Here is a 25,956-nt window from a genome sequence, read left to right on the forward strand (position 1 = left end):
AAAATGAAAAAGATTTTATTAACAGTACTAATCGGCCTCGGATTCAATGCAGCATTTGCACAATGGGGCCCTCCGGGTGGCGGAGGTGGAATGGGTCGCCCAGGTGGCGGTAGCGAAAACGGTAGACCAGGTGCCAACACACAAAAACCTGCTACCTTAGATTTGGAAGCGAACGTACCAAAAGGAAATTCAAAAATTTCTGGTAATGTAGTAGACGACGCTGTAACCACAGCCGTAGAATTTGCCAACATAGCCTTGATAAACATCGAAACTAAAAAGCCGGTAGACGGAACTATGGCAGATGAAAAAGGTTTTTTCTCTATGAAAAAAGTAGCAGCTGGAACATACAATATTCAAGTTTCTTTCATTGGTTTTGACACAAAAATCATAGAAAAAGTAGTCGTAGAAAAAGGCAAAGACGTTGAATTGGGCGTGATTAAACTAAAACAAAGCACCAAACAACTTGACGAACTCGTGGTAAGTGGACAAGCCGCCATGATTGAAGAAAAAGTGGACAGATTGGTTTACAATGCCGAAAAAGACCTATCTGCCAAAGGCGGTGATGCCTCTGATATTCTTAAAAACGTGCCGATGTTAAGTGTGGACTTAGAAGGAAACGTTTCTTTAAGAGGAAGTGAAAATATTAGAGTTTTGATTAACAATAAACCTTCAACTATTGTAGCCAGCAGCATAGCAGATGCGTTGAAAATGATTCCTGCTGACATCATCAAAAGCGTAGAAGTAATAACTTCACCATCAGCAAAATACGATGCCGAAGGATCTGCGGGTATAATCAATATCATCACCAAAAAATCATCATTACAAGGCCTTAACCTTAACATTGACTCAGGTGTGGGTTTGAGGGGATCTAACCTTGGTCTGAACGGTAACTTCCGCAAAGGCAAACTAGGTATAACTCTAGGCGGTTTTGGTAGAGCTTTTTACAATAAATCAGCTGGCGAAACTAGCCAATTATTGAAAAGCACCGGAGTAAGTACAGAACAAAATCAAGATGGAAATCATTTCGGAATGTTTGGAAGGTATAATATCGGTTTGGACTATGAACTGGCAAAAAATCAATCACTTTCGGGAACCTTGGCCTTCGGTATCCGTAGCTTCGACAGAGATCAGGTGCTTAATTCTTCAAGCTTCTTAAATGGCTCACTATTGAATTCTTCTATCAGAGACATCTCTTCTATAGATAGATCGAACTCTATGGACGCCAACATTGACTATATCAGAACTTTCAAGCCGGGTCAAGAATGGTCCGTTTCAACACAGTTTAGTCAAAACAAGTTGGTAAATAACTTTGACTCTGATCTCTTGAGTATTTCAAACGAAATATTGAGCAGACAAAAAAATATAAACGATAACCTCAATACTGAAATCACTTTGCAGTCAGACTATGTAAGTCCGATTGGTAAAAAACAGCAGATAGAATTCGGTGCAAAGGGAGTTTTTAGAACAGTAGAAAGTGATTTTGAGTATCTTTTGGCCAACCCGACTGGAAACTTCAGCAGCGATGCAAGAAATCCCTCAGGATATCTCAACTATTCGCAAAATGTTATGGCTGCCTACGCCTCTTATTTGTTCACAACCAAAAAGAAATTCAACTTTAAGGTAGGAGCGAGATACGAATACACCGAAATCACAGCAGATGACTCAAGAGGTGCAATAGAGATCCCAGCCTACTCTAATTTGGTACCAAGTTTTAACGTTTCCAAATCAATAAAAGCTACAACTTACAAACTCGGATATAACCGAAGAATACAAAGACCTGGATTACAACAACTTAATCCGAACGTAAACTTGGTAAACCCACTAAGCATAAGTTACGGAAATTCTAGCCTAAATCCAGAATTGACCGATAACGTAGAGTTTAGCATAAGCAAAAGTATCAAAAAATCATATTTGACTGTCTCGCTTTTCGCTCGCCAATCTAACAATTCTATCACTAGAGTTAGCTTCGCATCAGACTCCATCCCGGGTGCTATTGTAACCACTTTTGAAAACATCGGAAAAGAACAAACATTGGGCACTAACGTATTTGGTAACGTAATTTTATCATCCAACTGGACACTAAATGGAGGCGTAGATATGTACTACAGATATTTAGAAGGTTTTCAAACAGGCCTAACAGGATTATCAGAGAAGGTTAGCAACGATGGTATAATTTTAAGTGGTAGATTAATGTCTAACCTGAAACTTAAGAAAGGCTGGGCTATGCAAGCTGGTGGTGGCATGAGAGGCAATAATATAAACCTTCAAGGTAGACAAGGCGGTATGGGCATGTATTCTTTGGGTGTTAGAAAGGACTTCGGCAAAAAAGCCAGCCTTGGCTTAGCAGCAGAGAACTTCTTTGGAGGTATGATAATGAGAAACTCAACAGATACACCTGTGATTTTCCAAAAATCGGTGAATTACATGTACAATTCGAACATAAAAGCTACGTTTAGCTATAAAATCGGAAATATGAGATTTGTTGCCGACAAGAAAAAAGTAAAAAATGATGATGTAAAAAGTGGTGGTGAGGAGAACTAATAATGAAGAGTAGTCAATTTTTAGTTGAAACATTGACTACTCTTTTGAAAAACATTAGTTTAGCAACCATTTCAAATAAAAATCGTAATCGTATTTAAACAATTATAATTTCTAATCTAAAATTTATTTCTAAAATGAAAAAAATCAGTCTTTTGGCAATCGCACTTTTTACAACAATTGCCGTTTCAGCCCAAAAATGGACCCTAGACAAAGCACACTCAAAATTGACTTTCACTGTGACTCACCTTTTGATGTCAGAGGTTGACGGTGTTTTCAAATCTTTCGACGCTAGCATTACTTCTTCAAAAGAAGATTTCTCTGATGCTACATTTGAGCTAACAGCAGACATGACCAAAGTAACTACCAACAACGACATGCGTGATGGTCACTTACAAAAAGAAGATATTTTTGACACTGCTAAGCACCCAACAATGACTTTCAAAAGCACTGGTATTAAAAGTGCTGGTGGCAATAAATACACATTAATGGGCAATTTGACCATGAAAGGTGTTACTAAGCCAGTTACATTGAATTTGACTAAATTAGGAACAGGTACTAACCGTCAAGGAAAGAAATTGGTAGGTTTTAAAGTTACTGGAACTATCAAAAGAACTGACTTTGGTGTAGGTGCTATGCCTGCAGCTGTAGTTGCTGAAGACGTTGAACTTACAGCAAGTGGTGAGTTTGCTTTAAACTGAGTAAGGGGTAAAAGTAGAATAGTTGATGGGCAGTCTCTCTAATGGGGAGGCTGCTTTTTTATTATAACACTTGTTGTTTGCTAGGTATAAGCTATTTATTTTTGATAAAAATTATGTAATGGCCAAGCTCTCACTTCAAAACTTTGGTAAACATTTCTCCGATGAGGCTAAACTTTGGGCTACCAAGTGTGCGGTACGTGAGTGTGATGAAGAAACAAAAGGCAGCTTTGTGGCTTTTGTAGATCAAGGTGAACAATCTTTCGATGTTGGAGTAGCCCTCAATGCGAAACAAGAAATACTATCCACCATTTGTGATTGCCCGAAGGGCGACAGTCTGTGTGCCCATAAATTTGCCTTACTTTCTCATATTTCGAATAATGCAAAAGTGGCCCCGCCACAGCTGGCAAAAAATAAAATTTCTCCATTAGAGCGAGTTTTTTCAGAAATAAGTCATGAAGAACTTAAGACTTGGCTACTAAAAGCATTTGAAAAAGACAAAGCCTTGCAGGCCGAATTCATCCAAGATTTTACTCCTGTCGAGCAAAAGCTTTTGACGCAGCAAGAACTCGAAAAAAAACTCAAAGAGCTACTTAAAGCTGTAATCGGAAGCAAAAAGAAAGTCGAAACTCCAGATTTCAAAAAAGCCATGTCGCTTTGGGAAAATTTCGCAATGAATCATGTAAAAATCTATCTCAATAAACCCACGCTCAATCTTCACTTCGAACAACTTGACCTGTTGTATAAAGCCATGTCTAGCCAGGTGTCTATACTGATGACCAAAAGCTACACGAGCTATTTTAATATTCAGAAAAAAATAGAGGCACAAATAGCATTAACAATCAACGGCTTACCAACCGAAGAAGAGTTCACATTGGCAGTAGAGATACTTGCATTTCATTTGGTCACCTCTCAAGGCTTTGATTCCGCCATGTTAAAGATTTTGCTCAGAATTTTTGAAAAAGCAAGCGAAAGAGGCAAAATACAAATCACCGATTTGATATTAGAGCAATACAAAAAGTTTCATGTCAATACCAAATTTGGAGACAAATACTTCACACATGTGGCCTACATGATGGTAGATACCACTCAGGCATTTGACAAATATGAAGACTATTTACTACCCATAAGCTACGACAACGACTTCAACGTAGATTTGATAGGTAAACTAGTAGAGCATAAAAAATTTGAGAAGGCCATCGAACTTTGTAATGTCATAGTCAGAAATAACTATTATGCGGAGTATAACTTTCCTTATTGGGCCTTCCTAAAAAAGTTGTATATACTCACAAAACAACCAGAGAAGTCGCGTGAAATAAAGAAACAAATGGTGCCATTTACAGGCAATTTTGAGGATTTTTTGGAAGTTTATGAAAGCATAGAAGACGAAGGCGAAAAGAAAAGCTATCGAGTGAACCTTCTAACCAAATTCAGGTCACATTCGCAAGTTGGCAATTTCACTACTACGGATTTGTTCTGCATCAAACTGGCAGGATACGAGAAAAACTATAACAAACTCATAGAATATCTGGTAGACTACCGACACATACAATTCTATATGCCATATTTGGAAGAAATGTTGTATCAGAACAAAAAGAAAACCTTTCTTAATATTATCAATTACTTCAAATATACAACGGCTGGATTAAAACCAGAGTTATTCAAAGCAGAGAAAGAATGTTATTTACCAGTATACCAATTACTTTGCAAATTCTTTCCCGAAGACGAACTGACTATTTTTCTCAGACATCACCTGCCGTCTCACCAAAAAATATCACCTGATTCTTTGGTGTATTTTATATCCAAAAACCTGATTTAGAATCAATTGCAGCCACCAACCTCGGCCCTAAAAACCGTACCTTGGTCGGCCAGAAAGCCTTGATTGAGCTCAATTGAACGTGCATTATAAGTGGCCCTAGTGCCTGTCCCTGTTACCAAATTGGTGGCCGTAATCTTGCCTCCCACCCCACTGGCCGCAGTTTTGGCTACATTCCCGGACGAAATATTGTCTGCTGGGTTTACGAGCGTGAGGGTTGTAGAACATGGGTTGGCAATAATGGTAACTGGTTTAGAATTGTTGCTAAACAACAAACAGTTTCCTAATCCATAGGCCTGTTCTATTGAATTTCCAATCAAAGTGTTGGTATTAAATCCATTGGCATACATCAATCCATAAATCCTGTAAGTTCCGGCAGAAGTTCCCATGAAATTAGATGATGGTGATACATCTGTTATAAGATTTGTACTTTGGTTTACTGCTGTGTAGGTGTAAGAGAAACCTGGGGGGTCTGAAAGTACTTCGTAAACATCTCCTGAGCCAGAAATTGACAAAGTTATGTTATTTGGGCCATATAAAGGATTAATCAAAATGTAATATGTTTGGCATTCATTTAGTTGCATAGAGCGGCTTGAGACCCAGCCAATATTTCCATAGGAATTACTTCCGATGAAGTTGGAGCAATTATAAGCATTGTTGCTAAATACACTAAATGGCTGAAAATCTGAACCATTATCGCCATCGGCACGTATGCTATAGGAACCGGCTTTAGAAACTCGGAATGTAAATAATATGGATGACCTGTTACCTGGATTTTGACAGGTAGTAAAACTATTGCTTGTGTAATTTACCAAAGGCCTACTGGAAGTTGGGCTTGCAACCAAAATTTTAGTGTTATTGAGAATTAAGTTTCCAGTTACCCTTGACATTCCCAAATTCAAAGTTAAATTCCCCTGCTGAGCCGAAACAGGCGTTTCTGAACAAATAAAAGAACCCTTGACAAGGCATGTTGATGTTATGTTGAAATTAACGTCAGAAGCATCAAAAAATTCAGCAGTCGTACTGTTATTGCTGGCTACAATAATTCTGGCTGTTGAGCTCGCAGGTACATTGGAGGGACTGGTAACTGACTGACTGCCATCGTTAGGTGTCGAAGCTGATAACGTAAATGGAAACGAGCCTCCACCATCAATAGAAAGCAAAATTTTCACATTCGGACTTAGTAAATTGGTACTGTTAACTGCCCAAGTAATTGTATGTGATGCACCAGCTGCTAATGAAACAGCAGTATTAGGCGATGTAACCGATAGCGGGCCTCTGCTTGCATCAACAGTTACTACCACAGCGTCACAATGTACACCTCCTCCACCATTTTTACTATCCCTTGCCGTAAGCCTGAAATTCAAGGCCCGACTTACATTTGGCAAATCCTCGCCTTCTTCATCCGCAGGATTATTAACATTATTTAATACAAAACTCATGTTTGGAAATATTCTCTCTCCAGAAGTAGACTGTTTACTTCGGAAAAGCGGGGCAGTCGAACTATTAACAGCACTAATTCCTGTCGAATTAGCCGTATGACCAATCCTAGAGGTGTCCGAGACTGCTGCATTGTCAAGCTGTTCCCAAGTATATGTCAAAGGATCATTATTTGCATCAGTAGCTGTTCCTTTAAGCTTAAAAGGTGTGTTTCTTGGTATTGTAAAATCTGAACCTGCATTAGCAATTGGGGCCGTATTTCCAGTTGCACCAATGGTACCACAAGTACCTCCTTTATTAGTAGCCGTATTTACTACATATAAGGACATCCTTTCCAAAGAATTGGTATGAAAATAGCCGGTAGGTGAGCCGGATAAATCAAACTTTGGTAAAAAACAAGTACCAAAATAAGACATGATAGTGCTGCCACTTCCGGGCTCAAAAGCAGTGGTGGCTGACCTATTTCCAATACTGCAATTACCTGAACTCGCACCATTGAAGGTATGTGGAGCATCAAACTGATGACCCAATTCATGAGCAAAAAGCAAAATACCATTGGCGGTGGTACTGCCTGACCAACCTCGTCCTTTATTGCTGGTATTACAAACAACTCCTAAACTTGCCACTCCACCACCTGAATTGTGTAAACAGTGACCCAAATCATAATTGCCATTTCCAAATCGAGAATTTAACTCTGTTTGAACAGTTGTGAGGTTTTGATAATATCCGCCTACTCCATTAACGGGAAACGTGGCCTCTGTTTTTCTATAAAAAAAATTACCATTAGATGGATTATTAGGCGAAACTAAGGTCATTCTTACTGCCAATTCTTTCTCATATAAAGCATTCAGGTTGTTAACAATGGCTACAATCTCGTCATTTACTCCTGCATCATCTATAAAGTCTGCATAAAACTCATTCGTTACTATTAAAGCCAATCGGTATGTTTTTAGCGTGCTGCCATAGCTGTAGTTCAGTATTCCTCTTGTTTCACCTACTCTTCCATTTTTTATTTGCCCTTCTATTACATTATCGCATGGTTGCGGGCTTTTTTTCTGCTCATACACTTGATAATCATTACTCAGCAATGAACCCGTGGCTTTTTCTACAATAATCGTACGGCCATTATCCAATATACTGGCCATCAATTTATCTTTACTCAGTGTAACTCTACAGGTCACCATTGGATCACCTACCCTCTCTCCATAATAAGTTTTGATGTCTGTTTTAGAGCCTTCAGGAACGATGAAGTACTCCACCATTCTAAAATCGGCATTTTGACCATCCAACATCGGCAAGTTTACGATAACCTCAGATTTACCAACATTACCAATACCCAATACATTTTCAGTTTTTGAAATTCGAAGTTTTTGAGATAAGCCTGCAAAATCTAAAGTAACTTTTTGGGGCGTACTTTGAGAAAATGACGCAAAAGCACATAGCATCAGCAGGATACTCAAGGTATTTTTTTTCATGGAGAAGTTTATATTAGGAAAACCAATAATCGTTGGAAAGTTAATAAATTCATTTAAAAAATTAAAATATTCTCAAACAATTAGGTGGTAACACATCATTTTATCCAGATTTTTCCTTTTTGCTTTATCCTTTAATTTTACACAACCTCACCACCACGCTTTTACTAGTGGGGGTTTGGCTGCCATCAGCCCTTGACTGGAGTGGAATCAACACATTCGCTTCGGGAAAATAAGTCGCCAGACAGCCTTTTGGAATATTATAAGGCACTACAATGAAACTCTGTGCCACACGTTGATTACCACCAAATTCATTTATGATATCTACTTTATCATAGTTTTTATAGTTTTCTTTAAACATATCGTTGGGATTCATAAAAACTATTCGGCGTTCGTTAAAAATCCCTCTATATCTGTCATCTAAGCCGTATACTGTAGTATTAAATTGGTCATGACTTCGTATGGTCATCATCAAGTACTCGCCTTTTTTTACTTCTATTTTTTCCCATGAATTTACTGTAAATTTGGCCTTTCCAGTAGAAGTTTTAAAATTACCTTCCCTTGGACCATTGGGCAAATAAAACCCACCGCCCTCATTCACTTTTTGCTCATAATCTTTAAATCCTTCGATAGTTTTAGCGATATCTTCCCGGATCAAAGCATAGTTTTCTGAATATTCAAGCCACTTTATGTGGTGTTTATTTCCCAAAACTGCGTGAGCTAGATGAGCAACAATGGCTGGTTCTGACATCATAGCCTCAGAAAGCGGCTCCAAAACACCCTTCGATTTCTGCACAACTCCCATAGAATTTTCGGTAGTAACAAACTGCTGTCCCGACTTTTGCAAATCTTTGTCGGTCCTTCCCAAACAGGGCAAAATCAAAGCGGTTTTACCGTGAATCAAATGACTGCGGTTAAGTTTGGTAGAAACCTGCACAGTTAGCTTGCAATTTCGTAGAGCTTGTGCTGTATATTCTGTATCTGGTGAAGCCGAAAGAAAATTACCTCCCAAAGCAAAAAACACCTTGGCTTTTTGCTCATGCATAGCTTCAATCGCCTCCACAACATCGTAGCCATGTTGTTGAGGTGGTGTAAATCTAAAATTCTTTTCGATGGCCGAGTTAAAAGCCGCTGAAGGCTTGTGCATGATGCCCACGGTGCGGTCGCCCTGCACGTTGCTGTGCCCACGCACAGGACAAGTGCCTGCTCCTTCTTTACCGATAGCCCCTCGTAAAAGCAAAAGATTCACAACTTCCTGAATGGTGGCTACTGAATTTTTATGTTGTGTAAGCCCCATCGCCCAACAGACAATTATTTTAGAATTGTTGGCCAAAAGCTGCACAAATTCGTGAAATTGCACATTAGAAATACCTGCATCAGCTAGAAGCTGTTCAATATTTTCCTGCTTTAATTTTTGCAAAAACTCATGATAATCAGAGGTGTTATTTTGAATAAATTCATTATCTACAGACTTCTGATCCACCAATTGCTTGCAAATTGCCTTCAGTAAGGCCAAATCGCCATTAATTCTGATTTGGAGATACAAGTCGGTTAAGCTGGTACCTTTTCCGAATAAACCTTCCATGGTTTGTGGATTTTTAAAACCCAGAAGACCCGTTTCAAACAGTGGATTGATGGCCACAATCTTGGCACCATTTTTCTTGGCTTTCTCGAGTGAAGTGAGCATTCTCGGGTGATTGGTGCCGGGATTTTGACCCATAATCACGATCACCTCCGCCTTTTCGAAATCATGAAGTGTAACCGAGCCTTTGCCCAAACCCAAGGTTTCTGTAAGAGCCACGCCGCTCGACTCATGACACATGTTGGAGCAGTCTGGGAGATTATTGGTACCAAAAGCCCTGATAAACAATTGATAAAGAAAAGCAGCCTCGTTGCTAGAGCGACCAGAAGTATAAAAAATAGCTTCATCCGGACTGGCCAAGGCATTCAACTCTTTTGCAATCAAGCCAAATGCTTCATCCCAAGATATCTTTTCATAATGTGTTTGGCCTTCTCGTATAACCATCGGATGAGTCAGACGCCCTTGCTGACCAAGCCAATAATCCGATTTGGCAGCCATTTCGGCCACCGAATATCTTTGAAAAAAAACTGGGGTGGCTTTTCTTGTAGTAGCTTCATCGGCAATGGCCTTGGCTCCATTTTCACAATATTCTCCCAAACCCGACCGGTGTTCATCTGGATCGGGCCATGCACAACTTGGACAGTCTATTCCTCCTTTTTGATTGAGATTCAGAAGAGTCTTCACTCCTCTACGCACTGGCATGGCTCCAAAAACATGTTTGACGCTTGATAATATAGCGGGCCAACCAACAGCCATCTGTGACGTGTCAAGTTCTTGCTTTAAACCAGTAAAATCTTTTGGTGGTTGGGCTGAAGTCATATTTAAGGTATTTGAACCAAAAATAAGCTTTTGTTTTGAAAAGGATTAAAAAATCACGGACACTTTTTCACCAACACTTTTTCATCTTTTCGATAGTTGTATATTCCCAAATGAGTACCATCCGTTTTTTTAGTTATCTCTACTATTAATAAATCCTGATTTTGTGTGAATCTGAAATTAGCGGTATAAGTATATTTTGCGGGATCATAGTCTTCAGGAATATTGCCAAACTGCTGAATGTAAGTCCCCTCCCTTAAAAAAACTGCAGTGTTTTCATTTGAAATATCTTGATTTATCTCTGCAATTCCGCATGTAAAATTAAAGATTGCCTTTTCGGTGTTGATCATCAAGTCAGTATTTTCATTTTCGTTTCCCCAAATTCCAGAAAGTTTCACCGCACTGATTGTATTTTGAGAACACGAACCCAAACTTAGGAAAACCAACAGAATAAAATATTTCATAAAAATTTCTTTATACTAAATTAGGACTCCAAATTAGAGATAAAAGTTGGAGCAAAATATTTTTCAAAAAAACTAACGAAATAGTTGCAAAACTAAAATAATAGTTTTAAGTTTGGTTAAACAAAAATATCTAGTGATGAATTTAAAAGAATTAACCAAAGCCGAAGAAGAAATAATGCAAGTACTGTGGCAGCAAGGAAGTGCCTTTGTAAAGGACGTTTTAGAAGTGTTGCCTGAACCAAAACCTGCCTACAATACAGTTTCTACCATTATCAGAATACTTGAAACCAAGGGATTCGTAAAACATATTGCCTATGGAAAAACCCACCAGTATTATCCCGCAGTGACCAAAGAAGACTACCGAGCGTTTGTGACCAACAAGCTTCGAGCTGGTTATTTCGACAATTCCGCCCGTGCTATGATGTCGTTTTTTATGGAAAACGAACAAATAGACCTCAAAGAAGCTGATGAAATTTTGAAAATGATAGAAGAAATGAAAAAACGGCAATAATTATGGAAAAGCTAATCCCGTTCGTCCAAATCAACTTATTTTTAGTGGTTTTTTATGCCATTTACTGGTTGTTTCTCCGCAAAGAAACCTTCCATCAGGTCAACAGGTTTTACCTGATTGGCAGCAGTGTCATTTCCGTATTACTACCATTTGCCGACCTCAGTTCAGTGAAAACCTGGGCTCTGGCTGGGCAAATTCAAAGCCTAATTTATGAATATGACCTACCTGAGTTGGTGGTCTCCCAAAACACGCAACATAAACTCAACTGGGTGCTGATTATCAGCATTCTGTACCTCACTATTGTCGCTTTTTTATTTTTAAAATTGGCGTTTGGTGTGGCCAGAGCTTATGCCATCATTCAGTCGCCAAGTTTTAATGAAAGCAATGCATTTTCGTTTTTTGGAGTAATTAAAATTGATAAAAAACTTCCTCATTTCCGGACTATACGGGCTCATGAACGGGTGCATACCATCCAGTTGCATTTCCTCGATTTGTTCTTCTTTGAGTTACTCACTACGGTATTTTGGTGCAATCCGGTGGTTTATCTTTATAGAGCCACCATCAAAAACCTTCATGAGTTTTTGGCCGACGAAGAAGCCAGCCGCACATTGCCTACTGTGGCCGACTACGCCACACTTTTGCTCAGCAAACAATTCAAAATAGCCCCTGAGCATCTTTTTGTTCAGCAATTTCATAAAAAATCGACCTTGAAAATAAGGATTCAGATGCTCTTGAAAGGAAAATCGAACAATTGGGCGATCTTGAAATATGGTGTGGTGGCTCCTATCCTATTCTTGGCCGTTTTGGTCAGTTCGGTTTCATGTTCGGATGTAACCATTGACAAACCAGTGACCATTGACATTTTAGAGAGTGCTAAGGTAGTCGCACCTCCTCCTCCGCCGCCGCCACCTATTGCAAGACTTTCAAGCTCAGAAAATGTTGGATCTAAACCAATCTTCACCGCTGTGGAACAGAGTCCTGAATTTTTTGGAGGGCAGACGGAAATGTACAAATATTTGGGTCAAAACATCCAATATCCTGCAGACGCTCAGAGAGCTAATGTTTCGGGAAAAGTATTTGTAAAGTTTATTGTGGAGGATGATGGAAGCATAGGTAACGTAGAAGTCATGAAAGGAATAGGCTTTGGCTGCGATGAAGAAGCCATAAGGGTAGTAAAAAGCATGCCTCGTTGGAAACCAGGGGTTCAAAACGGCAAAAATGTGAGAGTATACTACAACATGCCGATTGTCTACAGACTCGATTAAGCTATCAATATGGAATTACTCGCCTATATTCTGAAAGCCAATCTGTTTTTGGTCATTTTCTATGGTTTCTATTTTGTTTTTTTCAGAAAAGAAACTTTCCACAAGGCCAACCGATATTTTTTGGTTGCGGGAGCTATGCTTGCTTTGGTTTTGCCATTTGTGAAGTCTAGCAAAATGCAAAAACCCGAATTAGTTTCAGCTGAAATACAGGCTTTAGCCAATGATTTGTACTTCCAGAGCGAAGAATTGGTTGTAAGCCCAATTGTTGAAACTTACAGCTATCTTGACATTTTTCAATGGCTCTATTTGGTAGGTTTGATTGTGACAGGATTGGTATTTTTGGTTAAAATTTTGAAAACATTTTTTTGGTTAAAATCAAATAAAAACGCAAATGGAACGGCTTTTTCTTTTCTTGGTAAAATATTTATTGATAATCACTTAGAGCTAAGGTCCGTTATATTTCGACACGAAGATATTCATGTAAAGCAAAAGCATTTTTTGGACTTGATATTCTTTGAAATGCTGCAGATAATCTTTTGGTTTAATCCTGTTATCTATTTCTATAAAAAGTCTATCGCTATTATTCATGAGTTTTTAGCTGACGAGGAAGCCAGTAAAATTGCCCAAGACAAAATAGCCTATGCCAGTCTTTTGGTAAGCAAACAGTTTAGTATTCAACCTGCTACTGTATTCACCCAACATTTTTTTAATCATTCAACACTTAAATCTCGAATTATCATGTTATCAAAAAATCCTTCTAAAAAAACAGCCCTACTGAAATTTGGCCTGCTGGCACCAGCCTTCTTTGTGATGTTGGCTATTAGTTCGTTTACAATTGTGGATAACCCAAAATTGGAGAATGTATTGACCAAATTGGAGGAACAACCTTTAAAAGTGGAGGAAATTACCCACATTGATTCGCCAAAATCTGAAATTAAATCGGATACTACAAAACCATCACAAATTGAGGAAATATTTACGACTGTTGACCAAAATCCAGAATATCCAGGAGGGATGTCGGCCATGTACAGATATTTAGGTCAAAATATTATTTATCCAGGAAAAGCACAAAAAGCCAATATTCAAGGTAAAGTACATGTAAAATTCGTCATAAAATCCGATGGTAAAATTGACAATATCAACATAGTAAAAAGCGTCAGTCCTGAACTTGATAATGAAGCCATGAGAGTAGTTCAAAATATGCCCGATTGGCACCCAGCAATTCAGAATGGCAAATCTGTTTCTGTTTATTATAATTTGCCCATTTCTTTCAAGCTGGAGGAAAGAGAAAGAAAAGAACTTGAAGGTAAAGAACTTGTGGTAGTTGGATACTCACCTGAAGAAACTTCTCAACAATCTGTTGAATCCAAAAAACCTTCCATGATTGGTTTGAATAGAGACAATAAAACAGAAGCCCAAATCCAATTTAAAGGCAACACCACTTATTCAGAAAAAGGGTTGATTTTCGTAAATGATATAGAAATACTGGATAAGAAAATGGACTTCATTAGCCCAAATTCAATTGAAAGTGTAAGTGTACTTAGAAGCGAAGAAGCAATAAAAGCATATGGCCCAAGAGCCAAAGACGGTGTTATTTTGATAAAAACCAAAACCAATTTTATCAAAACTAATGAGAAGAAATAGGTTCTTATTGGTAGTCTATTTCTGTTTCATGACAACCTTATGTTTTGGAAATGAGGTTGTTTCTGATACCCTTAAAAATCCCAAAGACCACCCCAATGATATTATTTTTATAAGCGTGGTTGATAAATGGCCAGAATACATTGGCGGACAAAAAGAAATGTACAAATTCATATCTGAAAACGTTAACCAAGCCGTAGCCACCAAAAAAGGAATGGTAAACCTGAGATTTGTGATAGAAAAAGACGGCTCTATCGGCGATGTAGAAATTTTGCGTAGTTTATGCCCAACCTGTGATGAAGAAGCCAAAAGAGTAATAAAACTAATGCCCAAATGGAAACCTGGACAAGTGAATTATAGACATGTCCGTTGCTATTACCACATGCCGATTGTGTTTAAATAAAAAAGCAGATTAGAAGTTTTGATGTTTCTAATCTGCTCCAAATAAAATCTAAATAAAATAAAATCAACTCGACTTCTTAATAAACTTCGTCAAAATCACAATCTGTGTTCCGTTTACTTTTCCCTCGATGTGCTCAGGATTGTCATCTACCAATCGGATGTTTCGAACTGCGGTTCCACGCTTGGCGGTGAAGGTCGTGCCTTTTACGTTGAGGTCTTTGGTCAAAACTACGGTGTCGCCATCGGCCAATAATGCTCCGTTGCTGTCTTTGTGAACGGGATCGCCTTCTCCTTCCGGCTGATCTGCACCAGCTTGGGCCCAAGCCAGGGTTTCATCTTCGAGGTAGAGCATTTCCAGCAAATCCCCTGGCCAACCTTCAGATTTTAGTCTATCCAACATTCTCCAAGCCAACACTTTTACGGCCGGTACTTCGCTCCACATGCTGTCGTTCAAGCATCTCCAAAAATTGGGATCCGTAGCGTTTTTGTCCACTATTTGCTCAATACAGGTTTCGCTGATATAAGCAAAAGAATCGTTTGAGTCGTTTGGAGCGTGGCTCACTTCGTATATCTGTAGGTTGTCTGATGATCCAGACAATTCACAAACGCCACCACTGCGTTCTATAATTTCTTTTTCGTTCATTCTTTAATTTTATAATTCACCGCAATCTACACCTTTTATAATCAAAAAGAATTCTAAAAATGTAAACCATTAATAGAGAAACACTTAACAAGACTTACTTTTCTGTGTTGTATAGTGAACAAAAAAAATCCGTAAAAATCAGCGTTGCTTGCATCGGCGTCATCAGCGTGCCAATGAACGACAATGCTTAATTAAACAAAGGCATTTTATGTATCAAATAAAGCTTGGCACAGGCCCGAGCATCAGAAAGGGCATTGTGGTGGTCGAGGGGAATATCGTATCTGGCACAACAAGCAGCAAGATTCACTTTAAAATTACCTTTCTTCCTAAAAATCTTTACTGTACACTCCCAACGCGATTTAATCTGTAGGTCAGAATAATTAAGCCCGTAAGATTCCATGGTGTGATACAACACATTTCGGTCGAAAGATTCGTTATGGGCCACCACCATTTTGCCTTGCATGAGTTGCTTTATTTTAGGATAAACCTCATCAAAAGTCGGTGCTAAAAAGGTATCTTTGGCTGTAATGCCATGTACTTTGGTGTTGTGGTACATGTATTCGTTGCCCGGAGGTTGAATGAGCGTATAAAATTCCTCCACAATTTCCTCGTTTTTGACATGCACAATACCCACCGCACAAGCGGAGTCTTTGTGCCAAGTGGCGGTCTCAAAATCTATCGCTACAAATTCCAAATTCCTCGTTATATTTTTTTCCCGCTAAGTCGCCTAGACGCTAGGGGTTCTTTTATTCAAAATTTATTTCTCTCAAAGCCCCAGAGTCGCAAAGAAAAGTTATTTTTTCATTGAACGAAGCGAAAACTCTGTGAAACTCAAAAACGCAAAGTATGTAAACAAAAAAACTCAGTGAAACTCTGTGTCAAAAATAACAACTCAATACCCCAACTTCTTCTCCCACTGATACGCCAATCTGCTTTTTTCCACATATCCCGACTCCAATTCTTTCGCCAATCTCGGGTGCAAATTCCCACGAGAAGTCAAATGCCACTGCCCGCAATCCTCACATTGATAGACCGTTACCGACGAATTCTGCACAAAGCGTATCCGAGCCTCTATCAAGGCATCCAGAGCTAGGTTTTCGGTCAAGTAAGATCTTTTGTTACAGTTTGGCATATTGGCATTACGTTTGTGTCTTCGACTCCGCTCAGACACCGAAACTTTAAAAGTTTATCAAAAATAAATAATTCCTTTTTGATTCACTGTTGCACTGCTAAAAAACTTAATTTTGACCATGGAAGTTTCATTGAACAAATATTACAAAACCGCCACGATATTATCTTGGTTTACCATTGTTTATAACCTCTTGGAGGGTGCAGTCAGTACCTATTTTGGTTATGAAGAAGAAACACTCTCGCTCTTCGGCTTTGGAGTGGACAGTTTCATAGAGATGATTTCGAGCATAGGCATATTGGTGATGGTTCGTAGAATAGAGCAAAATCCCAGCAGCCACACCTCCGAATTTGAGAAAAAAGCATTGCGAATTACGGGTTATTGTTTGTATGCCTTGGCCATACTTTTGGTACTGACCGCCGCACTGAGCATTTACGAAAAACACGAACCAAAAAACACCGTTCCGGGCGTAGTTATTGCCAGCATTTCTATTGGCTTTATGTGGTATTTGATACAGCAAAAAATAAAAGTAGGGAAAGCCCTACAGTCCGACGCCATCATTTCAGACGCCAACTGTGCCAAAGTGTGCATGTACATGTCCATGGTGCTGCTCGGCTCCAGTTTTGTATACTACCTCACTTCATTTGCCTACATAGATGCCCTCGGAGCCCTCGGCATAGCCTATTTCTCCTACACCGAAGGCAAAGAATCGCTTGAAAAAGCGGCTGGGGTGCATGAGTGTGGGTGTCATTGAGGGGAAAAATATCTTTTAAGACAAAATTCCAAAAGCACTAGTCTTTCCCAAAAGGATAATTAAGTTATTGCCTGATAGTTCTTACCGGATAATAAATTCTTTTGCTTTTAAATTTTTTTTCAGAAATTGGTTTACATAGAGTCTTCTACATTTAGGCAGCATGGCTTCCAAATATTTAAATCATTGTCAAGTAAGATTTTTAGAAAGTTTATAGTAATTTCGTATGGATTAAGTCCTTAAACACTCCGGGTAACTTGTGAAGATAAGATAAAATACTAAATAAAGCCATAGCTAATTTTCATACTTTTAGCTCGAATAAAAACACCTACAACGCTTATGAACTTTAAAATACTCATTCTTCTTCTTTTAACTAGCATGACCACCGCAAATGCAAAAGGCTTTGACTGCTTGGTAATTACCAACAACGGAGATTCGCTCAAATTAAGATTGGACATACCTTATTTTCTTTTATTGGATAGGCCCAAAATTGGCGAAATCGAAGATAAAATACGAGTTTTGGACAATGATTCAATAAAAAAAATAACTGTCAAGGAGGTTAAAAGTGTATCTTTTATTGACAAAGGTGAAGTCTATCACTTGGTTCCGAAGTGTTTCGCTGATGCTTATATTTCGAAAAGTTGCTTCTTTGTCAGGCTATTAGTTGACGGTGATTTGCAGCTTATATACTATTCTTTGAAAGTTCGAGAATTTAAAAAACCACCTACATATCCAGAATACATCCGTTACCAGAGAGAGAATGGAGATTTCCAGGTATTTCCTCTATTCTTTAATAAAACAGTAAAATCTATAGAGCAACTTAAAAAAGTTTTAGGAGATTGTCCTATGTTAATCGAAAAATTAGAAAAGGGCGAGATTCCATTAGATGACCATATAAAAATAGCTAAGGAATATAATAGTCTTTGCAAACAAAGATAGTTTAAAGACTTATCAAATCCTCAGTTCTTCCAGATTGTTCCGAAGGACAATCTCGAAGCCAGACATTAAGGATTTGGAATCCGATATTGGATTCATTGACACATTTTTTTTTAACCCAAGCAAAAACACAAACACTCACCTAAACCCCATCACTATGCCCTTCTGGATTATTTCATTTGCCATTTGGTTTTTCAATATTCGTAAAAAGAAATTCTATCCGCCCAGAGCCAAGTTTTTTGGGGATTGGCGGTTATGTTTTTGCCGTTTATCGGTTGGATAGCTTTCTATTCTTACGGCAAAAAAGAACATATTTTGGAAGGTGAATTATTTGATTATTCTGAAAATCTTCCGCTGAATGAACGTTAATAAGATTTAACAAATTTCCAAATCTAAGTTTTAGATCGCTTGGTAAATACATATTCATTTCAGCTTAACATATCTAAAATATAGGCAAATAGCCACCATAGTTCTCTTATGTTGCCATGTGTTAATTTTTAACTCCATAAACACATTATTCCATATTCCAATCACCATTAATGTTATAATAATCAATTACTTATAATATTTTGACCCCGCTCAATAACTCATATTTTAACCAATGATATTCTACCAGAACGCCAGTTAACTTGTAATAAAATTAAAAGTCTAATTAATTTTTGTTTACATAAATATATAATCTGTATTTTAGCTAAATATTCAACTTTGTATGTATTCAGTATAATATATGATTATTACCATTTTTCCATTTTGATTTTCATGAGTAAGGCAGTTCAATTTTCTTTTTTGGTTATCATAGTAACTTCAGCCTTAATTCTTGTTTATGCGATTTTAAAAAAATCATTTTCTAAAAATCGTACCATTTATCTTAATAATCTTGAAGATTTATCGACTCATTACTATCGTTATTTGTTATACTTCTGGGGCGTTGGGATTTTTATTCCTTTCAGTGAGTTTTATGTCGAGTTATTCGCAATCAGGGCCGAAAGCGAATTATCCATAAACATATTTGTAGGTTTATGCTGCCTTAGCATTGCATTTTTGAGTGATTATTATGCCGGTTTAAGAAAAAATTTATATCGATTATTTTTACTGTTTTTTTCCATTTATAATGTTATAATCCTCTACAACATTGCCACCAATAAAGAGCTAGATTATCTCAATTTGACTGAGTTTATTTTAGTAAACATGATATCGTATTATGTTTTCTATAAACTTAAGTACTTTTATTTTTACAGTATTACTTGCCTAGCAGTACTCATAGCATTTTTACTATCCAATACCATTTCCACGAAAGAATTCATCATTTATTTTAACGGTGTATTCATTGCCTTTATCATCAACTTTATAATCCATCATGTAGATTTAAATATTAAAGAAAACTTATTCTTTGCCTATAATTATTTTAACAAGGGCAATCAATTCATTATTGGGGTAAATCGAGAAGGAAAAGTAACTTTTGCGAGTAAAAACATCGATGATGTTTTTGGGCTTAGGTCTAATGATTTCATTGATAAAAGTTGGCATTTAGAAGTTAAAAGCAAATTGGGGTTCGAAGAAAATGAAGATAATTCAACAATAAAAGTAAAGCTACCCGATGGTTCATTAAAAATAATAGAATGGCAGGAGGATACTTTAAATCGAGACTTGGTCTTAAAAATTGGTCGAGATATTACAGAATTTAAAAGGTCTGAAACCCAAATTACCCTCTCAAATAATAGGCTTAACAGCTTAATATCCAATATAGGTGATTTGGTATTTGTTATAAATTTAGATAAAGTTTTTACTGAATACTATCAAAGTGAAAACGATGAAGACTTGTTGATGCCTCCGTCGTTTTTCTTAGGAAAAAAAATTAACGAAATTGGATTCCCTGATGAAGCCCTTCATACTATAACTAATGCCATTGAGGAAACTAAAAAGACCAATAAAAAGCATTATGTCGAGTATTATTTGCCTTCAGAGATCGGGAATATATGGTTTGGTGTGATAGTTTCACCACTTTGCGATGATTCAGGCCAAATCAAAGAGATTATATGTATTGCTCGAAATATTACAGAAAATAAAAATGATAATTTAGAACTCAAAAAGACAAAAGATGTTCTTGAACAAACCAGTCAAGTGGCCCGCATGGGCGGATGGGAGTATGACCTTATAAAGCAAAAGATATTTTCGTCAAAGATTACTAAAGAAATCTTTGAGGTATCCCCTGACCACCAATCAAGTTTTGAGCAAGTCATTAATTATTTTGAAGAAGGGAATTACCGAAATTTACTGTTGCAATCTTTAGGCAGATGTATTAACGAAGGAATTCCTTATGACTTAGAGCTACCAATTATTACCGCAAAAGGCAATAGACTTTGGGTAAGAGCAAAAGGTGCATCAGATTTTAAAAATGGTGTTTGTACTCGAGTTATCGGCTTTGTACAAGATATAGATTTGCAAGTCAAAGCTAAATTAGCCTTAGAAAAAAGTGAAGAAAAGTTTAGATATATCAGTGAGAATATTTCAGATGTCGTAGTTGTTTTTGAAGGTAAAAAAGTCACGTATGTATCTCCTACACATCAACAACAATTCGGATACACAACCGAAGAGGCAATTGCCATCGCCGAAAATAATATATTCGATTTATTCCATCCCGATTACCATGAATATCTTGATAACATCTATGGTGAGGCCATCAAGAATAAGACCCCAAAACTTACTTATGTTACGCGTTTTTTACACAAAAATGGCACATACATATGGAGAGAAGACTCCGTTAGTCTTATTTACGATGAACATGGAAGAAATACAATTAGACTTGTTACTGGAAGGAACATTGAGGAAAGAAAGAAAAAAGAACTGGAAGAATCCCGGCGTAAAGATTTAATACTGAATCAGAATAAGATTCTAATTAAACTTTCTAAATCAAGATTGTACGATGGTAATTTTTGGAATGAGGGTTTATTTAAAATCACTGAAGCAGCTGCAAAAGGTATTGATGTAGGAAGAGTGAGTTTTTGGCTTTTCGAACAAAATAAAATCGAATGTAAGGATTTATTTTTAAAAGAGAGTAATACCCATAGCATTTCAGAAAGCATCTTTGAAAAAGATTACCCTAAATATTTTAAAGGACTACGAGGCGAAATAGCGATTATTGCCCCTGATGCCTCTAAACATCCATATACCAAAGAATTCGCGAATGAATACCTCAAATCTGCCAATATAAGGTCCATGCTCGATTTGCCAATTAGTATTGGCGGAGAATTGGTTGGTGTTATTTGTTGGGAAAATCAACATGAAATCAAGCATTGGACAGATGGGGATGTCTCATTTGCAAAATCAATTGCAGATTTTATTTCCTTAGAAATTGAAGCCTATAAAAGATTCAAAGCAGAAAATGAATTGAAACGAACAAAAGAGGTTTTGGAGCAAACTAGCCAAGTGGCAAAAGTCGGTGCTTGGGAGATAGATGTTGAAAACCATAAAGTCTTTTTTTCAGATATAAATAAAATAACTCTTGAGACTCCTCCGGATTTTGAATTGAATTTAGAAAGTGCATTGACATTTTTTAAAGAGGGCAAAGACAGAGATTTGGTTTTTGATTCATTTACAATGTGTTTTAAAAAGGGTATATCTTTTGACATTGAAGTTGAAATTATTACCTATAAGGGCAATAAACGTTGGGTAAGAGCATTGGGTCAATCAGAATATGAAAATGGTCGCAGCAAAAGACTCTATGGAACTTTTCAAGATATAAATGACCAAGTCCAACTGGTTCAGATAATCAAAGATAAAGAACAACAGTATAGTTCGCTACTTTCGAATCTTTCCAGTGTTACATTTAGGTGTCTAAATGATTCCGAAAGGACGATGATTTATATTAGTGATGTACTTGAGCAATTATCTGGATATCCCGCCGAGGATTTTATTTTGAACAAAAAACGCAGCTACCTAGATTTGATTTTTGCTGAGGATAGGAGTTTTGTAGAATTCAAATCAAAGGATAAGGTTGGAGAATACTCAATCGAATATCGAATAGTTAATAAATTGAATGAAATCGTATGGGTTAGTGAAAAAGGTAGAGGGTATTACGATGAAATGGAGAACAGAATAATACTCAATGGAATCATCTCAAATATTACCGAACGTAAACATGCTGAATTAGCTCTGGTAGAAAGTTACGAAGAGCTTAAAAACACTCAAATTCAATTAATCTCAACCCAGTTAGAACAAGAAAAATTTGTAAGCTTAGTTAAGTATTCTGGTGCCTTAATCGGAATGGCAGATTTAAAAGGGAAAGTTATATTCTTAAATGAAAAAGCCAAAGATATTTTAGGATTCAATAATCTCCTTGAAGATATGAGCTTTAGGGATTTTTACCTAGACCAAACTAAATCATTGCTTGATAATACAATTTTACCAATAGTATTTGAAAAAGGGATTTGGCATGGTGAACTAGAGTTAAATAATTTTAATAAAAAAGAAAAAATCATCACAGATTCCACCATTTTTATTATTCGTGACCCTAAAAATAAAATGCCAGTTTCCATGGCAACTATTCAAATAGATATAACTGAAAGAAAAAAAGCCGAGGCCAAATTAATTGAAAATCAAAAAGAATTACTTTACAAAAGCGAATTACTTGCTGTAGTGGCTAGGTCTACAGAAAAACTTTTAATAAGTACGAATATCGAAGAATCGCTGTCAGAAATATTTAACCTAATCGGAGATACCATAGGTGCTGATAGAATATATTATTTTGAAAACGATATCGCTAAATTCTTAACAAATCAAAAAGCCGAATGGGTTAGAGAAGGCATAATACCTCAAATTGATAATCCTGAATTACAAAATTTACCGCTAGATAGTTTTGGATTTATCACTGAAATACTTCTTCAAAATAAAGTTTTCAAAAAAATAGTATCTGAAATAGAAGACCCAGAAGTCTTTGAGCTCTTAAGTAGCCAAGGAATTCTTTCTATAATTTTATTCCCTATCACCATTAAAGATATTTTTTATGGTTTTATCGGTTTTGATGATTGTACAACTGAGCAAATATGGTCGGACGACAAAATAAACATTCTATTCTCTTTATCCACAAATGTTGCAAATGCCATAGAACGTCTAAACAATGAACATATCATAAGAGAAAGTGAGTCGAATTTCAGGCAACTAAATGAAAACCTTGAAGATGTATTCTTGCTTTATGACATGGCTGAGAATAGATACATATATGTGAGCCCTTCATGTAGCAAAGTATTTGGTTTTGATCAATCCTATTTTTATAGTCCTAATACTTATGCGGAAGATTATCTATTTGAAGACGAACAATGGATTAGAGACCAAGTATTTCAACAAATCAATATAAATAATTCATCAGAAATAGAATACAGGATAAAAACCCCTGATGGAAATCTGAAATGGATTTATATGAGATACTTTGGAATTAGAAACGAGGCCAATGAATTGGTCAGGTTTTCTGCCATATGCACTGACATTACAGAAAGAAAGAAAATTCAAAGTGAAATTAAACAGTTATCTACTGTTGCTGAAAAAATTATCAATGGGGTTTTAATTGCTGATAATACAGGCCATGTTTTATGGGCAAATCAAAGTTTCCTAGATATGATGGAAATAGATATGCCAAACTTATTAGGAAAACGGCCAACCGAATTATTCAATCCTAAATTTAAAGATCCAAATATTGAATCAGAAATAATCAAAGGCAATAATTTTAATATTGAACTCGAGATTGAGACCTTCAAAAAAACCAAAAAATGGGTAGAAATAGTTAATACCTCCATAAAAGATGATGAAGGCAATTTTGTTCAACAAATAGAAGTGATCATTGATATCACCGAAAGGAAAAAAGTAGAAAGTTTACTTATTGAAAGTGAAGAACGTTATCGTTTTATTGCTGAAAATACCTCAGATGGAATATTTGTAATAGAAAATACTAAAATAATATACACGTCTCCTTCATTTCAGAAAATGTTTGGGTTTTCATTCGAAGAAAGTTATAAACAAAGCGAAGGCGATCTTTTGGACTATATTCATCCAGAAGACGTTGAAAATTTCAGAAAAAAGATGCGTTATTATACTGGCCTTAAATATGATAACTTCAGTTTACAATATAGATCAATACATAAAAAAGGCCATTTCATTTGGCGTGAAGATACCATAACAGCCTTTTATGACGGAGATCGCGTTTTTAGGTTTATTTGTGTGGTAAGAGATATATCAGAACGTATAAAAGTAGAACAAGAATTAGTTGAGGAAAGACGTTTATTGCGTGCAATAATAGATAACATTCCGGTTAATGTTTATGTAAAAGACAATTCGTTTAAAAAGGTCCTATCTAATAAAACTGATGTGTATTTTGCGGGATTTCAAGATGAAAAAAGAGTACTCGGAAAAACAGATTTTGAGTTATACAATTATGAAACAGCTCAAAACTCATATGAGCAAGACCTACAAGTCATAAAAACAAGAGAGTCAATCATCGGTTTAGAGACTCCATTGGTAAAAAAAGATGGTACAGAAACTTGGTTATTGGTTTCAAAAATCCCACTATTGAATGAAAAAGAAGAAGTCACTGGCCTAATTGGAGTAAGTGTTGACATAACCGAACGAAGGAAATCGCAACAATTGCTTTTGGAGAGTGAACGTAAATTAAGTAATATTCTTAATTCATTAGATGAGGTGGTTTGGGCCCTTAGCTTACCCGATAGCAAGCTCGTGTTAATCAGTAATTCATTTGAAAATGTATTTGGTAAATCTTCGGAAATCTGGAAGCGAAAATTTTCACTGTGGAAGGATGTTATTTTATTAGAAGATAAATGGATAGGTGAGCAAATTGAAAATGACCTAAACGAATATGGTCATGCCTATGGAATTTTTCGAATAAAAGATGCAAATGGTAAAATTAAATGGCTCGAAAACTCCGTTAAGATTATCCAGAATGAGCAAAATGTGCCTGTTATGGTCATTGGAACCTCTACAGACATTACGGAGAAAAAAAATGCTGAAGAAGCACTTAAAATAGCCCAAGAATTAACAGAAGAGGCCAATAGGTCTAAGGCAGAACTGGAACTTAGAGCATTACAAATGCAAATGAATCCACATTTTGTTTTTAATGCATTAAACTCTATTCAAAGCTATATTTTTAATCAAGACACTATAACAGCTAACCTTTATTTATCTAAGTTCTCAAGATTGATTCGTTTGTTTTTGGACTCATCCAGCAGCAAATTTATCCCCCTTTCTGAGGAAATAAATCTTCTAACACTGTATATTGAACTAGAAAAAATAAGGTTTGATAATAAGTTTGATTTTGAGTTTTTAATAGATAGTTCTGTTAATAAAAACGTTGAAATTCCAACGATGATTTTACAGCCTTTTATTGAAAATGCTATAAATCATGGTTTAAGATATAAACTTCAAAAAGGACTGCTTATCATCAGATTTTATAAAGAACTTAATTATTTGATTTGTACAATTGAAGATAACGGTGTTGGTAGAAAAAACGCTGAGAGAATCCAAGGCAAATCAAACAAAGGATATAAATCTCAAGGCCTAAAAATTACTACTGAACGTTTAATTACTTACAATAAAATAAATGACGCCAATATTGAATTTTCAATAAGAGATGCTAATGAGCAGCCAAACAATCCAAATGATGAAGTAGGAACAATTATCGAAATACGATTTCCAGAAATTTGATTTGATTGTATATTTCGCTTTTCACTGATACGCCAGCCCGATTCTTTTTTAGAACTTGGTTTGCAGATTTGGGAGTTGTAAATTCCGGGTGAAAGTGAGCCAGTTGGTGTTTGATTTGATTACTAAACAAGCGTATTATTTTTAA

16 protein-coding genes are annotated in these 25,956 nt (G+C 36.6%); 10 read left to right on the plus strand and 6 right to left on the minus strand.

The features are described 5' to 3' along the window. The first annotated feature begins 3 nt into the window (after window positions 1-3). The 3 genes from EGI31_RS04565 (at window position 4) to EGI31_RS04575 (ending at window position 5,055) form a co-directional block, all read left to right on the plus strand. On the plus strand, window positions 4-2,541 hold the full coding sequence (locus EGI31_RS04565; RefSeq protein WP_255035982.1) for a TonB-dependent receptor: 2,538 nt from the start codon (window positions 4-6) through the stop codon (window positions 2,539-2,541). Window positions 2,542-2,675: 134 nt separating this feature from the next. Next, a complete protein-coding gene (locus EGI31_RS04570; protein ID WP_255035983.1) occupies window positions 2,676-3,239 on the plus strand; it encodes a YceI family protein in 564 nt (187 codons plus the stop codon). 118 nt (window positions 3,240-3,357) lie between these two features. Then, on the plus strand, window positions 3,358-5,055 hold the full coding sequence (locus EGI31_RS04575) for a hypothetical protein (protein ID WP_255035984.1): 1,698 nt from the start codon (window positions 3,358-3,360) through the stop codon (window positions 5,053-5,055). Between the two features lie 2 nt (window positions 5,056-5,057). On the opposite strand, the gene EGI31_RS04580 is transcribed toward EGI31_RS04575, so the two are convergent. The 3 genes from EGI31_RS04580 to EGI31_RS04590 all read right to left on the minus strand — a co-directional run bounded on the left by EGI31_RS04580 (window position 5,058) and on the right by EGI31_RS04590 (window position 10,826). Further along, window positions 5,058-7,967, minus strand: a complete 2,910-nt coding sequence (locus EGI31_RS04580) for a reprolysin-like metallopeptidase (RefSeq protein ID WP_255035985.1) — start codon at window positions 7,965-7,967, stop codon at window positions 5,058-5,060. A 124-nt stretch (window positions 7,968-8,091) separates the two neighbouring features. Next, complete coding sequence (locus EGI31_RS04585) at window positions 8,092-10,365, minus strand: FdhF/YdeP family oxidoreductase (protein ID WP_255035986.1); 2,274 nt, start codon at window positions 10,363-10,365, stop codon at window positions 8,092-8,094. A 53-nt stretch (window positions 10,366-10,418) separates the two neighbouring features. Further along, complete coding sequence (locus EGI31_RS04590; RefSeq protein ID WP_255035987.1) at window positions 10,419-10,826, minus strand: hypothetical protein; 408 nt, start codon at window positions 10,824-10,826, stop codon at window positions 10,419-10,421. Window positions 10,827-10,962: 136 nt separating this feature from the next. Here EGI31_RS04590 and EGI31_RS04595 point away from each other — a divergent pair, with 136 nt between their 5' ends. Genes EGI31_RS04595 through EGI31_RS04610 form a run of 4 tightly spaced genes read left to right on the plus strand, consistent with a single transcriptional unit; the run spans window position 10,963 to window position 14,646 of the window. After that, window positions 10,963-11,337, plus strand: a complete 375-nt coding sequence (locus EGI31_RS04595) for a BlaI/MecI/CopY family transcriptional regulator (RefSeq protein WP_255035988.1) — start codon at window positions 10,963-10,965, stop codon at window positions 11,335-11,337. 2 nt (window positions 11,338-11,339) lie between these two features. Continuing rightward, entirely contained in the window at window positions 11,340-12,602 is a 1,263-nt protein-coding gene (locus EGI31_RS04600) for a M56 family metallopeptidase (RefSeq protein ID WP_255035989.1), read from the plus strand. A 9-nt stretch (window positions 12,603-12,611) separates the two neighbouring features. Next, window positions 12,612-14,246, plus strand: coding sequence for a M56 family metallopeptidase (locus EGI31_RS04605; RefSeq protein WP_255035990.1), 1,635 nt, complete (start codon window positions 12,612-12,614; stop codon window positions 14,244-14,246). Window positions 14,247-14,274: 28 nt separating this feature from the next. Next, window positions 14,275-14,646, plus strand: a complete 372-nt coding sequence (locus tag EGI31_RS04610; RefSeq protein ID WP_255035991.1) for an energy transducer TonB — start codon at window positions 14,275-14,277, stop codon at window positions 14,644-14,646. 63 nt (window positions 14,647-14,709) lie between these two features. On the opposite strand, the gene EGI31_RS04615 is transcribed toward EGI31_RS04610, so the two are convergent. The 3 genes from EGI31_RS04615 to EGI31_RS04625 form a co-directional block, all read right to left on the minus strand. Further along, the gene (locus EGI31_RS04615) at window positions 14,710-15,288 is read right to left on the minus strand and encodes a PhnA domain-containing protein (RefSeq protein WP_255035992.1); all 579 of its coding nucleotides are present in this window, start codon (window positions 15,286-15,288) and stop codon (window positions 14,710-14,712) included. Between the two features lie 187 nt (window positions 15,289-15,475). Then, entirely contained in the window at window positions 15,476-15,982 is a 507-nt protein-coding gene (locus EGI31_RS04620; RefSeq protein ID WP_255035993.1) for a 3'-5' exonuclease, read from the minus strand. 198 nt (window positions 15,983-16,180) lie between these two features. Continuing rightward, a complete protein-coding gene (locus EGI31_RS04625) occupies window positions 16,181-16,393 on the minus strand; it encodes a hypothetical protein (RefSeq protein WP_255035994.1) in 213 nt (70 codons plus the stop codon). A gap of 145 nt (window positions 16,394-16,538) precedes the next feature. Here EGI31_RS04625 and EGI31_RS04630 point away from each other — a divergent pair, with 145 nt between their 5' ends. The 3 genes from EGI31_RS04630 (at window position 16,539) to EGI31_RS04640 (ending at window position 25,811) form a co-directional block, all read left to right on the plus strand. Continuing rightward, on the plus strand, window positions 16,539-17,171 hold the full coding sequence (locus EGI31_RS04630; protein WP_255035995.1) for a cation efflux transmembrane domain-containing protein: 633 nt from the start codon (window positions 16,539-16,541) through the stop codon (window positions 17,169-17,171). A gap of 336 nt (window positions 17,172-17,507) precedes the next feature. After that, window positions 17,508-18,107, plus strand: a complete 600-nt coding sequence (locus tag EGI31_RS04635; protein WP_255035996.1) for a hypothetical protein — start codon at window positions 17,508-17,510, stop codon at window positions 18,105-18,107. A gap of 756 nt (window positions 18,108-18,863) precedes the next feature. Next, the gene (locus tag EGI31_RS04640) at window positions 18,864-25,811 is read left to right on the plus strand and encodes a PAS domain S-box protein (protein WP_255035998.1); all 6,948 of its coding nucleotides are present in this window, start codon (window positions 18,864-18,866) and stop codon (window positions 25,809-25,811) included. Window positions 25,812-25,956 lie beyond the last annotated feature (145 nt).

The organism is Lacihabitans soyangensis (assembly GCF_024343775.1).
Lineage (GTDB): Bacteria > Bacteroidota > Bacteroidia > Cytophagales > Spirosomataceae > Leadbetterella > Leadbetterella soyangensis.

Excerpts from the sequence above, each read along its gene's own strand:
- EGI31_RS04635 (WP_255035996.1), top strand. The coding sequence starts at position 17,508 with ATGAACTTTAAAATACTCATTCTTCTTCTTTTAACTAGCATGACCACC.
- EGI31_RS04630 (WP_255035995.1), top strand. The coding sequence starts at position 16,539 with ATGGAAGTTTCATTGAACAAATATTACAAAACCGCCACGATATTATCT.
- EGI31_RS04600 (WP_255035989.1), top strand. The coding sequence starts at position 11,340 with ATGGAAAAGCTAATCCCGTTCGTCCAAATCAACTTATTTTTAGTGGTT.
- EGI31_RS04610 (WP_255035991.1), top strand. The coding sequence starts at position 14,275 with ATGACAACCTTATGTTTTGGAAATGAGGTTGTTTCTGATACCCTTAAA.
- EGI31_RS04570 (WP_255035983.1), top strand. The coding sequence starts at position 2,676 with ATGAAAAAAATCAGTCTTTTGGCAATCGCACTTTTTACAACAATTGCC.
- EGI31_RS04595 (WP_255035988.1), top strand. The coding sequence starts at position 10,963 with ATGAATTTAAAAGAATTAACCAAAGCCGAAGAAGAAATAATGCAAGTA.
- EGI31_RS04580 (WP_255035985.1), bottom strand. The coding sequence starts at position 7,967 with ATGAAAAAAAATACCTTGAGTATCCTGCTGATGCTATGTGCTTTTGCG.
- EGI31_RS04605 (WP_255035990.1), top strand. The coding sequence starts at position 12,612 with ATGGAATTACTCGCCTATATTCTGAAAGCCAATCTGTTTTTGGTCATT.
- EGI31_RS04590 (WP_255035987.1), bottom strand. The coding sequence starts at position 10,826 with ATGAAATATTTTATTCTGTTGGTTTTCCTAAGTTTGGGTTCGTGTTCT.
- EGI31_RS04640 (WP_255035998.1), top strand. The coding sequence starts at position 18,864 with ATGAGTAAGGCAGTTCAATTTTCTTTTTTGGTTATCATAGTAACTTCA.
- EGI31_RS04575 (WP_255035984.1), top strand. The coding sequence starts at position 3,358 with ATGGCCAAGCTCTCACTTCAAAACTTTGGTAAACATTTCTCCGATGAG.
- EGI31_RS04565 (WP_255035982.1), top strand. The coding sequence starts at position 4 with ATGAAAAAGATTTTATTAACAGTACTAATCGGCCTCGGATTCAATGCA.
- EGI31_RS04615 (WP_255035992.1), bottom strand. The coding sequence starts at position 15,288 with ATGAACGAAAAAGAAATTATAGAACGCAGTGGTGGCGTTTGTGAATTG.
- EGI31_RS04585 (WP_255035986.1), bottom strand. The coding sequence starts at position 10,365 with ATGACTTCAGCCCAACCACCAAAAGATTTTACTGGTTTAAAGCAAGAA.